General features: G+C 45.9%; 8 protein-coding genes. 3 read left to right on the forward strand and 5 right to left on the reverse strand.

Going from position 1 to position 12,539, the window contains the following annotated elements; translation table 11 throughout:
• Positions 1-48: 48 nt before the first annotated feature.
• The 5 genes from B3A20_RS13210 to B3A20_RS13230 all read right to left on the reverse strand — a co-directional run bounded on the left by B3A20_RS13210 (position 49) and on the right by B3A20_RS13230 (position 8,403).
• Positions 49-2,253 carry a TonB-dependent receptor gene (locus B3A20_RS13210; RefSeq protein WP_290765676.1) on the reverse strand — a complete coding sequence of 735 codons (2,205 nt, stop codon included), beginning with the start codon at positions 2,251-2,253 and terminating at the stop codon, positions 49-51.
• Between the two features lie 203 nt (positions 2,254-2,456).
• On the reverse strand, positions 2,457-4,478 hold the full coding sequence (gene feoB, locus B3A20_RS13215) for a ferrous iron transport protein B (RefSeq protein ID WP_290765678.1): 2,022 nt from the start codon (positions 4,476-4,478) through the stop codon (positions 2,457-2,459).
• On the reverse strand, positions 4,475-4,696 hold the full coding sequence (locus B3A20_RS13220; RefSeq protein WP_014546404.1) for a FeoA family protein: 222 nt from the start codon (positions 4,694-4,696) through the stop codon (positions 4,475-4,477). The genes feoB and B3A20_RS13220 overlap by 4 nt, the downstream gene beginning before the upstream one ends.
• 15 nt (positions 4,697-4,711) lie before the next feature.
• Positions 4,712-6,949: a TonB-dependent receptor gene (locus tag B3A20_RS13225; RefSeq protein ID WP_290765681.1), complete on the reverse strand. Its 2,238-nt coding sequence runs from the start codon at positions 6,947-6,949 to the stop codon at positions 4,712-4,714.
• 251 nt (positions 6,950-7,200) lie between these two features.
• Entirely contained in the window at positions 7,201-8,403 is a 1,203-nt protein-coding gene (locus B3A20_RS13230; protein ID WP_290765684.1) for a hypothetical protein, read from the reverse strand.
• 178 nt (positions 8,404-8,581) lie between these two features.
• Between B3A20_RS13230 and B3A20_RS13235 the strand changes: the two genes are divergently transcribed.
• From B3A20_RS13235 to B3A20_RS13245, 3 genes are all read left to right on the forward strand, one after another.
• Positions 8,582-10,345 carry an ABC transporter ATP-binding protein gene (locus tag B3A20_RS13235; protein ID WP_290765686.1) on the forward strand — a complete coding sequence of 588 codons (1,764 nt, stop codon included), beginning with the start codon at positions 8,582-8,584 and terminating at the stop codon, positions 10,343-10,345.
• Complete coding sequence (locus B3A20_RS13240; protein WP_290765689.1) at positions 10,338-12,065, forward strand: ABC transporter ATP-binding protein; 1,728 nt, start codon at positions 10,338-10,340, stop codon at positions 12,063-12,065. Before B3A20_RS13235 ends, B3A20_RS13240 begins: the two co-directional genes overlap by 8 nt.
• A gap of 163 nt (positions 12,066-12,228) precedes the next feature.
• Positions 12,229-12,531, forward strand: coding sequence for a type II toxin-antitoxin system RelB/DinJ family antitoxin (locus tag B3A20_RS13245; protein ID WP_088630464.1), 303 nt, complete (start codon positions 12,229-12,231; stop codon positions 12,529-12,531).
• The last annotated feature ends 8 nt before the right edge of the window (positions 12,532-12,539 follow it).

Raw genomic sequence — 12,539 nt, forward strand, 5'->3', positions numbered from 1 at the left:
CACGCCCGCGTGGTTCGGCAGGCTCACCAACCTTAGCGGGCATCTCCTTTAAAGCGAAAATTTTATCTTCGTCGCAAAAGTGCGACCTGGCTTAGATTCTCCGTACTTGTCATAGACAAGTTCATCCGTAAAATTTTTGACTTCAAAACTCCAAGAGAGCTTATTTGCCATAATGGAGTATTCAACACCTAAATCTTGCGAGAACGAACTCGGGATTGTACGATCTTGTTTTGCCGAAACTTTCCAGCCGTAATAATATTCATCCGTATAATTTGCAAACCAATAAAGTTTGAAGAAGTCATCGCGGAAGAACAAATCACCAATATGGAATTCTGCACCAAAATTCATATAGAACGTCGGCGTATTCGGAACAGTAAGACCTTTCGCAATACCAAACGACATATCCGCTTCGCGGCTTTCTGCATCCTGCTTTGTCAAGTTAAACGAGAGCGCAACATATTCGTTCACATCAATCGCAGCGTCAATTTCAAATCCTGAAGTTATTGTACCGACGCTATTATAATACGGGCGCGGAACAGAGGCGTAATTATTCCAATAAATCCGATCTTCCATCAGCAAATAGAACCAGTTGAATTCCAAGTGCATTTTAAGCAAAAGGGGAATCTTGTCCAAATCAAGTTCTGCACCGGCAGTAAAATTATCAGACTTCTCTGGCTTCAAGTTTGGTGCGCATTGTACATAAACGCCATCGCCAAAAATTTCTTCACGCGTCGGGAATCGCAAACTGTGCTGATAGCCACCCTTGAGCGCAAGCGATTCAATAATTTTCACTCGAATGTTTTCACTATAGCCAATATCCTTATTCGTTGCATCATCATCTGTCAGGCGTTTCAACTTACCATCAACATCATCAGCTTTTATGCTATAATAATACGCCTTAATTCCAGCCACATTCTGGATTCGCTTATCCCAGAAATTATTTTCAAGAGAAATCCCTGTCACTACGGAATGGCTATATCCCGGGAATCCCGCATTATTCAGAAGCTGTCCCTTGGCTGCAAGCTTGTCAACCGGATCCTGCGATTCATAGCGGTACAAGCCACTCCATGTCAGAGAATGATTTTCATTGAAAGCGTAATCAACATTCCAAGGCATCGTCAACGTATAATTTTCACGTTCAATGAACGTCGCGCTACCCATAGAAATTTCACCAGAAACGCCCTTTGATTCCTTGAAATTCGTCTTATCCCAGCCGTAATAATACACATGGCTCGTATCAACAACTTGATCCTTAGCGTAATTGAAATTAAGAGACAAACCCGCTGAAAGTCCCTTTACAAAAAGGTCCTTTTTCTCTAAGCCAAGAGAAACGCCATAGCCCCACGCTTCAGCAAAAGCATCCTCAACACGGTGCGCTGTTGACTGAATTTCTTTATTCATACCGCCAAAACTTGCGCCCAACGAAATTCTATCAAACCAGAAATTATTCAAGTTGACAAACGGCGAAATGCTATAGCTGTAATAACGGTCATGTTCACGCGTCACCGTCGTATCCATATACGGCGTAGTAAATTCATAATCGTTATCGGAATAGTTGTAATAAGCCGAAATTCCCGTTTCTACAGTGCGCTGTTTTGCAGAATCGGCCACCCACACGTATTTTGCATCAAGCGATGCCTTATGTGTATTGAAACTTCCGAACGAATAAGAACCTGTAATGGAACTTTCGAACAAGTTCTTCGTCACAACATTGATAACGCCACCCATGCCATCCGTCGCAAAACGTTCTGGCACATAGCTCTTGTAAACTTCAATGCGATCCACCTTGTCAATAGGGATATCATTTATCGAAAGCGAGCCATTCCCATTATCCACAGGCACACCATCGACAAGGACTTTTACGTTCTTGCCTTCCATGCCGCGAATATTGATTTTACTTTCGCCGCCGAGACCGCCCGATTGACGGACTTTCACGCCCGATGAACGGTTTGTCGCTTCGGCAATTGTGGCGCTAGACCCCTGCAATTCCTTTGTATCCAAGACCTTAACAGATTCGGCCTTTGTCTTCGTATCAACAGGAGTAGCTTCCGCTTCGCTTTCATCCTCGACAGACAAGCCATCAAGAACTGTAACATCCGAGGGCTTTGAGGGCTTTTCGCCTACAGCTGCGGGTTCATCAGCAACTGTAGCGGGTTCATCAAAAAATGCATCGTCATAGCTTGTCACTTCATCAGTCTGAGCAAACACGCAAGCAGAACATAACGCAACGGAAAAAGTAATCTTCTTATTCATCTTCAGGAAACCCCAATTCCAACATGGACGAGAAAAAATAAATTAAGCACCTACGATTCTTCTACTCTAAATAGTTTTAAAACAATCCAATTAGACAAAGCTAATTTCTCGTCATTCTGAGTGCAGCGATATAAAACAAGTATGGCGCACCGTTCGGCACGCCATACCCGCTTCTATTGTAGTCTGGGTTTTTCGAAGAAGTCCTAAAGCACCCACAGCGCAATGTGGTAAACGATAAACGCCAAACCAAGCGAAATCGCAAAGTAATAACCCGCAATTGCAAGCATCCACTTAAGGGAATGCGTTTCACGATACGTTGTACCCATTGCAAGTACACAAGGGATATTGAACATGGATGCAAAAATAAACGCAAGAGCTTCAGGAATCGAGACCACGGCACGCATCATTTCGCCAAGATTTGCACCCGCCGCATTACGGGCAACAAGCGAGAACGCATCAGTTGTACTCGAGAAGACCACGCTCATCACGCCAAGCGACGCTTCCTTGCTAAAGATTCCGCCGATATACGAAATAAACAGTTGCCAGCGCATACCGAAAATCTGCGTAAACGGTTCAATCGCATTGCCAATGGTGTAAAGCACGCTATGTTCCACATTTCCATCTTTCGAATACGAAATAAGCCAGAACAAAAGGGACACAAACCAAATGACCGCAATCGCCTTCTTGAAAACCGCCCAGACATTGCGAGCAACCGTCTTGAGCAAAATTTTCCAATGTGGCTTGTGGTACGGCGGGAGTTCCATAATCATGCCCACGCGTTCATTCACCGGCATCAGCTTGTTTCCGAAAAGTTTAGACGAGAGCCAGAACGATGCAAAAATCATCGCTACATAAACCAAGCCAAACAGCGGAGCCGCCGAGCCAAAGAAAACGGAAGCAAGGAAAAGCACTACGGCAACTTTTGAGCCGCACGGGATCGACCACAAAAGCACCATCGCAAACAAGCGCTGCCCTCGTGTATCAAGCACTCGAGTACCGCAAACAGCGCCACCCGTACAAGCAAGCCCCGAAACCAAAGGCATAAAAGCCTTTCCATGGAGACCAAGTTTCGAAAGCCACGAGTCAAACACATACGAAGATCTCGCCAAGTAACCTGAATCTTCCATCAGTCCAAACGTCACAAGAATCGCAAAGACAAAGCCCATCATGGCGACAGTCACGGCAAGCCCGCCTATGATTACGCTATTAAAAAACGACGCAAGTACAGGCCACGAACGAAGCAATTTATTCACAAGTGGTTCTGCAGCGCCTTGGAGTCCAAAGCAGCTTGCAATAATCGGGACTGCAATCATCATGCTCACCGCAAGCGTAAGCACGAGAATAAAGAACGCGACAATTTTACCCCAGATGCGGTGCGTCGCAATTTTATCAAAGCGAGAAAGCTTCATCGACTTTTCTTCGCCTTCAGACGCATCACGGAGAACTTCAGAGACAAAGCGGTACTTCGCTTCACCCGTCAAAAGTCCGCCTTCAGCACCTTCAGCATCAAGAATTTCCTTGATTTCTTTCCAATGTTCCGGCGTCACCGCCGTTTCAACCTCCGAACGCACAAGCGAATCATTTTCCAAAAGCTTTGACGCAACCCAGAATCTTTCGCGATTGTCAAACTTCAGAGGAGCAATCAAATCTTCAAGCTTTTTCAGATTTGCAACACGCGACTTTTCGCCTTCGCGTTCAACAATATCACGAATTTTATCCGACGAAATCGTCGACTTCTTTTCAAGCGCACGATTCAGCGTTTCAAAGAATTTCGGATAGCTGTCCAAATCGGATGCTGTAAAACCTAGCACCGGAATGTTCAAAATCTTTTCAATTTTTTCAACATCAATCTTTTTGCCTTTTTGCTCAGCGACATCCATCATGTTGAGCACAAGCATCACCGGGCTTTTCACGCCTGCAAAATCTGCAAGCATGTAGAGGCTACGTTCCAATTGCGAAGCATCAACGATAATGCAGACAATATCGGCGTAACCATGTTCAATGTATGTACGCGTCACAACTTCTTCGGCAGAGTTTGCCGTAAGCCCATAGCTACCCGGCAAATCAACAACGCGATAAAGTTCTTCGCCCTGCGTGAAAAAGCCTTCCGCCCTTTCCACCGTTTTTCCGGGCCAGTTACCGACATGCTGATGCGAGCCCGTCAATGCATTAAAAAGAGTGGACTTGCCGGAATTCGGCTGTCCCAGCAAAGCAATCGTTCTCATGCCATCTCCACGTCAATCTGCATGCATTCTTTGCGGTTAATCGCAATCATCGTATCGTGCGAATACACAAGAACCGGAGAACGCCCATCATTTTGCAGCACCAAGAACGGACTGCTCGGCGGGAGTCCCATCGAAACCACGCGAGAAATGAAGCGGGAATCCCCGTTAATCTTTTGAATCAAACCCTTTTGATTTTCCTGTAATTCAGACAAACACATTCTTACAAACTCCTTCTATTTAAAACTGTAGCGAATCTTTGTTGCAAAACTTCTACCCGGTTTACTTTCACCAAACTTATCGAACGATTCGCTATCCGTGATGTTATCGACTTCAAAGCTCCAACCCAGTTTATTATCCCAAAGGGAATATTCAACGCCCACATCCTGCGTGAACGAAGCTTTAATTTTACGGCTCTGGCGGGAGCTAATCTTCCAGCCGTAGAAATATTCATCCGTATAATTTGCAGACCACCAGACTTTCAAGAAGTCTTCTTTGCCAAACAAATCGCCAATATGGAATTCCGCAAGATAGTTCATAAAGAATCGCGGAATATTCGGCACAATCGCCTTCTTGGGGACGCCCTGTTTTGCCGTATATTTCATGTTACGCAAATCCTGGAAAGTCCAGTTCGTTCCGAGCAAAACCCATTCATTGACATCCAGCTTTACGTCGCCTTCGTAGCCCCAGACACGAATCGGATTCATGTTAAAGTAAGGCGTAGACATCTGTGCTGAACTCATGTAATGGATTCTATCTTTGTAGTACGAATAAAATACATCACCGTCAAAGCGGAGTCTTGTTACAAACGGCAGTTCCTGCAAATCCACAGAAATTCCAAAGTTGAAATTATCAGCCTGTTCAGGTTTCAACTTTGTCGCCGCACTCACGCGAATACCATCGCCAAAGAGTTCTTCAGGAGTCGGCAAACGTACAGCATGCTGATACGAAGCCTTCACAGAAAGTTGCTTTGCGACCTTGAACATCAAGCTTTCATCGTAACTGAAATCATGGTAATCATTCGATTCTACAGCAGGTTCAATCAGAAGGCTCGTCGGCATATTCGAAATTTCAGCCTTCATGTAATGGAACTTGAAACCGAGAAGATTTTGGAAGCGCGAATCAAAGAAATTATTTTCAAGAGAAAGCCCCGTCGTTATCGAGAAAACTTCTCCCGGAAGCCCCGCTGTGTTAAACTGAGCCTTTTCAGAGCCGTAATCGTCTTCAGGATTTTCCTTGTGGTACTTGACGAGCGTATTCCAATAAATCTTTTGATCCTTAATAAACTCATAATCAAAATTCAGCAAGTTATTGAAATCATACACCTGCACCGTGCGCAATCTCGGAAGTCCCATAGACACGAGTTCGCCCACATTCTTTTGCGCCGTATCGCAACTAAACCAGTTACGACAATGGACTCGGCTCGTATCAATAATTTTATTTTCAGCAAAACCAAACGAGAAATAGTCACCGAAATTCAAGTTTTCCGCAAAGAAATTTTTCTTATCCAATCCAAAAGAAACACCGAAATTATAGCCTTCGGATGTTGCTTCCTTAATGCGACTTTCAACGCCTTGGATTTCCTTATCATAACCACCGAAACCCGCCCCCAACGACACTTGATCAAACCAGGCGTTCATCAAATTTGCAAAAGCCCGCACATTGTAAGAGGTGTAATGATCGTGATCGCGAACAACGCTCGTATCTTCGCCCGTAGAACTTTTCATATACGGCGATGTAAATTCGTAATCGTTATCGGAATGGTTAAAGTAACCGGACACGCCAATTTCAAGGCTTGCAGCACCCGCGATGCTATCGATTAAATGACTTGCTGCAACCGATGCTTTGTGTGTATTGAAACTTGAAAAACTGTAAGAAGCGTCCACAGAATTTGTCGGGCGTTTCTTAGTCACAATGTTAATGGCACCACCCGCGCCGTCTGTAGCAAAACGCGCCGGAATATAGCCCTTATAAACTTCGATATCTGCAATTTGGTCGATGGGAATATCGTCAAGTCCCAAATTTCCTTGCGTTTCGACAGGAACGCCGTTGACAAGCACCTTGATGTTCTTGCCTTCCATGCCGCGAATATTGATTTTGCCTTCGCCGCCCATGCCGCCAGACTTACGCACTTTCACGCCAGACGCAGAATTAATCGCCTTAGAAACGCTCTTGCTCGTATTCTGCAATTCGGCGGCATCAATCGTAGAGACTGTTTCTACCTGTTTTGCAATGGCAGCCTGTTCCGCTTCGGATTCCGTTTCAACCGAGAGTAAATCCAGCTTCGTCACATCTTCGGAACTTGCGGAACCGCCCGCAGCATTTACTTCAGAAGCGCCACCATTGGAAGCATCAGTCGCATTGCTTTCCGCGACGGGTTCATCAAAATCTTCGAACGAAGTAACTTCGTCATCCTGCGCATAAGCAGAAACAACGGCAAATGCCGCAAAAGCGGCAAAAACAATATTTTTCATTTTACGCAAATTCATATTCTACACGAATCGTCATTCTGAGCCTATAAAGGCGATATACGACACTAGCTACTTAAGTGGCTTAGTGGAGTTATGCCCTTTGGGTAAGAATCCAGGGCATTACTCTCAACTTTAAAATGCACTGGATGAGGGCTATAAGCCTCTTCTCATTGACTCGGTCATGTCCATGCAAGCATGTCCACGACACTCGTCTTTAGAGAAGTCTTCGTTTCACTCAGGATGACGTAGAGGGTTTACTTCAGCGGCACAATCCACATCGGGATTTGTTCGGCTTCAGCAATTTTCTTAGCCTTATCCGTCTTCGGATCATAGCGGAAGTATGCATTGCCATCTTCTTCAGTAGAGACCGCAAAGATCACGTTGCCATCATCTTCCACATACTTGCCATAGCTTGCCCAGCTCGAAGAATAACCAATCGGCAAAGCCTTGATTTTCTTGTTGGCAAGGTCAACCTGCACCGGCTTGCAAGTGTTATTGTGATAGCTATCCATATCCGTCCAGGTCTGCTGCAAATCGACCATCACGTTCAAGAAAGCATAGACATAGCCATCTTCCGACGGATACGTTGCCGGAGAGAGATACTTGAAGTTGCCCTTTTCCGTAAGGTTCTTAATGCCAACTTCTTCGCTGACCTTCCAAACGTACTTTTCGTCGAACTTGGTTTCACCCACCTTAATACGGAGGAACCCGTCAATTTGGCCAGGAGCATACCCCCACGAAGCGTTACTATAGCAGTAAATGTATCCGTCAGAAACGATGAAAGCCTGGTTCTGGGAGTCATCCAAGGAACCCACGGCAGCGATGCGATCATCCTTAGCGACGGCGAGCACCGAGTCCTTCTTGACGTCAATAATGGCGACCTGAGCTTCATCACCCGTAGCATAGTCGCTCACGTTTTGCAAAAGGCCCACATAAAGGCGTCCGTCAACAATCACGCCAGTTCCCGGGCTCACCACGAGAGCGTCCTTATTCTTGTACTTTGAAAGATCAATCGCGCCCGTTTTCTTCATGGTTTTCGGGTTGATGATAATCAAGGAATCGAGCATGCCGCCCAAATAAGCCTTTTCCTCGTTGACAAAATAAATATGATTAGCCCAAACCCCAGCAAGCGTAAGCGTTGCCGTTACCTTACCAAGCTTATTGTTTTCAGCCAAGCTGTAGCGGGAAATGGAACCAACATCCAAATCGGCAACGAACAAAGAATTATCATAATACACAACGCCTGCACGCGTACCAACTTCAACAAAGTCCTTGCCCAAATCATCCGTGTGGTCCAAAGACATCGTGCCGATAAACATCGTTTCACCAGTCGAAATGGATGTTGCAAATTCGCGCTTGTAATCATCCGAATCAGAGTTTGCGTTGTTCGAAGAATCGCTACCGCATGCTGCAAAAAGGCTCGCAGCAAAAGTAACTGCAATAAGTTTTTTGTTCATTCATGACTCCTAGTGTTATACACCTTTTAAGTTTCGCCCGCATTTTAGAAATCCCCAAAGACGGCCTCAACTCCAAATGGACCCAAACCAATCCAAAAAGTTAGTTATAGCTAATATAACCTTTAAAACAAGACCTCAATAAATTAAAATTGGTGCGAAAAACAAACAGAAGGTAACTATGAGTGTTTTCAAAAGACTAACACCTTATATGCAATCGCGAAAAATTTTATATCCGTTTGCACTTTTATTTTCATCATTGAGCTCCATCGCAGGCATAGCGCCCTTTATATATGTATGGCTCATCGTCCGTGAATTATTCGCTGACACAGGTAATATTTCATACGACATGGTCAAGCATTACGCATTGATGGCCGTCATTTTCTCTGTCATAAGCATCGTGCTTTACTTTTCCGCACTCGTTTGTTCGCACTTAGTCGCCTTCCGCATCGAAGGCAACATCCGCAGAATCACCATGAAAAAATTGCTCAAGCTCCCGCTTGGCTTTTTCGACAAGAACCCTACTGGACGCATCCGCAAAATCATTGACGACAACGCAGCCGTCACACACACCTTCATGGCGCACGAGCTTCCGGATTTGGCAGGAACCATCGTTGTTCCCATCGCCTCGCTCGTATTGATGTTCATTTTCGATTGGCGTCTTGGCATCGTATCCCTCGTCCCAATTGCCTATGCCATCATCACGCTCGGTTCCAAGATGAACAAGAGCAAGGACTTTATGCAAAAATACATGAAGTCGCTCGAAGACATGAACATCGAAGCCGTTGAATATGTGCGCGGCATTCCCGTCGTGAAAGTTTTCCAGCAAACGATTTTCTCGTTCAAGAATTTTTATAAGACAATTGATGATTACCATCAGATGGTCACTGCATATTCTAGCAGTTGGAAGTTCATCATGTGCTCTTACACAACGCTCATCAACGGTGTCGCATTGCTCCTCGTTCCGACAGCCATCCTCATCATCTCGCATTCTGGCAACATCGCCGCCACCATCATTGACTTGATGCTCTATATTCTTGTAACACCGGTCTTTTCGCAGTGCATCATGCGCAGCATGTACTTGAGCCAAGCCGTAAACCAGGCAAAACTAGCCATCGGTAGCATTGAATCGTTGACAGATTACCCGGAACTTGCTACACCGACAAACCCGCAAACAGTCAAGCATTTCGATATTGAATTCAAGAATGTCAAGTTCACCTACCCCGGCACAGAAAATGAAGTCCTTCACGACATTTCATTCAAAATAAAGGAAGGCGAAACAGTCGCGCTCGTCGGCGCATCTGGCGGCGGCAAGAGCACCATCGCAAAGCTCGTCCCGAGATTTTTCGATGCCAACGATGGTGAAATTTTAATCGGCGGCGCGCCCATCAAGGAAATACCCCAAGAAGTCCTCATGAAAAACACATCATTCGTTTTCCAGAATACTCGACTCTTCAAGAAGAGTATTTTGGAAAACGTCCGTTACGGAACTCCTGAGGCATCCATTGAAAGCGTCAACAAGGCACTCGATCTCGCCCAATGCCGCGAAATCATTGACCGCCTGCCCGAAGGCATCAACACCGTCATCGGCAGCAAGGGTACATACCTCTCCGGCGGAGAACAGCAGAGAATCGTCCTTGCCCGCGCCATTCTCAAGAATGCACCGATCGTCGTTCTTGATGAAGCGACCGCATTTGCAGACCCCGAAAACGAAAGCCTTATCCAGCAAGCACTGCAAACGCTTTCGAAGGGCAAAACAGTCTTGATGATTGCACACAGACTCACAAGCATCGTGAATGCCGACCAGATTCTCGTAGTACAAGGCGGCCGCATCGTGGAACGCGGCACGCACAAGGAACTCGTTGAAAAAGGCGGCATATTCGCCAAGATGTGGCAAGATTATCAGCAGTCCGTCAGCTGGACTATCGGAGGCAAGAATGTATAATTGGATCAAAAATCGCTTTGTCCTCTCTGATGAAGGTACAAAAACATTTATCAAAGGCGTATTTTGGACAACGTGGCATTACCTTTCGTTAATGCTCCCACTTTCGTTCGTATTCCTGTTCCTCAAGGAATTCATGGCGAAAATGCAAGATCCATCTGCCGAACCGCATAATTTTTGGGTTTACATAGCAATTGCTGTCGTCATTTATTTTGTCATGTACTTCATCTACGCACTTTCTTACGACAGTACATACGAATCAGTCTATTCGGAATGTAAAAAACGTCGCATCACGCTCGCCGAAAAGTTGCGCAAGCTTCCGCTCGCTTTCTTTGGCAAAAAGGACCTTTCCGACTTGACATCGACTATCATGAACGACGTGAACGCCCTTGAAATGATTTTCGCACACGCCGTCCCGGAAATATTTGCCGTCGGAGCAATGCTCATCATCTGCGCTATCGCACTCATCATTTACAATCCGGTGATGGCTGCTGCACTTTTGTGGGTAGCACCATTTGCAGGATTGCTCATTTACCTCTCCCGCAAATTACAGTTCAAAAACTTCAAGCATACCTACAATGCGGCCCGCGTCATTACCGAAGACATTCAGGAAAGCCTTGAAAATATTCAAGAAATCAAGTCCTACTGCGAAGAAGACAGCGTCTGCAAAGCATTGGATGATCACTCCAAATTCTATGAACATTCCCAGATTAAAGGCGAATTCATGTCTGGTGTCATCTTGAACGGCGCACAAATCTTCCTGAAGCTCGGACTTGCCTCTGTCCTCATTTTCGGTTCTATTCTCCTTGCACAAGACAAATTAAGCGTATTTGATTACCTCGTGTACATCGTCTGCGCATCGACGATTTACAGTCCCATTTATCTCGTTCTAAACAACATGACGGAACTATTCTACTTGGATGTCCGCCTCAAGCGATTCAAGGAGATGGACGATATGGAAGTCCAGCGCGGTTCCACAAAGTTTGAGCCCGCTGATTACGACATTGAATTCAAGAACGTCGATTTCTACTACAACAAAGAAAAGCAAGTTTTGAAGAAGGCTTCGTTCACCGCCAAGCAAGGCGAAATCACCGCACTCGTGGGCCCCTCTGGCAGCGGAAAGACAACAGCCGCAAAGCTCGCCGCCCGCTTCTGGGACATTCAGGGTGGTACCATCACGCTCGGCGGCCAGGACATTTCAAGAATCGATCCTGAAACGCTCCTCAAGAATTTCTCAATCGTCTTCCAGGATGTCGTACTCTTCAACACCTCCATCCGCGACAACATCCGCATCGGTAAACGCGACGCCACAGACGAAGAAATTCTGCGAGCTGCAAAACTTGCAAACTGCGATGACTTTGTCCAAAAGCTCCCGCAAGGCTACGACACCGTCATCGGCGAAAACGGTGACACGCTCTCCGGCGGCGAACGCCAACGCATTTCTATCGCCCGCGCCATCCTCAAGGACGCCCCTATCGTGCTCCTTGACGAAGCCACCGCAAGCCTCGACGTCGAAAACGAATCCAAGATTCAACAGAGCATTTCGAAACTCGTACAGAACAAGACCGTCATCATCATCGCCCACCGCATGCGCACCATCGCCAATGCAGACAAGGTCGTGGTGTTGCAAAACGGTCAAGTTGTCGAAACCGGCTCCCCCGCAGAACTCAAAGCGAAAGGCGGCCTCTTCGGCAAAATGCTCAAGCTCCAAGAAGTGAATTAAGACTCATTCAAAAACCACCTACAAAATTGCCCCGGAGAAATCCGGGGCAATTTTCTTAACATATTCTTGTCATTCCCGCCTCCGAGCGGGAATCTCCATTTTTGTTCAGCGCCCTCAATCAAATGTATTGCTTTTGTACGGACAAATATGTATATTGAATAACATGAACAAGACTGCAAATTTATACGCCCGCATAGAGCCTGATGTCAAAGAACAAGCCGAAAACATCCTGGAAACTCTCGGTATATCCGTTTCCAGCGCCATCAACATGTTCTATAAGCAGATTATTCTGCAACAGGGAATTCCCTTTGATGTGAAGCTGCCTAAAGCTCCCGAAAATGCCGCTAAATGGTCAAAAGAGCGCCTCGACACGGAACTCGAAAAAGGATACAATGACATGCTGAAAGGTCGCACCCGCCCTGCAGCGATGGTCCTTTCCGATGTCAAGAAGAATCACAAGATATGAATTTATAG

Origin of the sequence: Fibrobacter sp. UBA4297, from assembly GCF_002394865.1 — a bacterium.
Taxonomy (GTDB): Bacteria; Fibrobacterota; Fibrobacteria; order Fibrobacterales; family Fibrobacteraceae; genus Fibrobacter.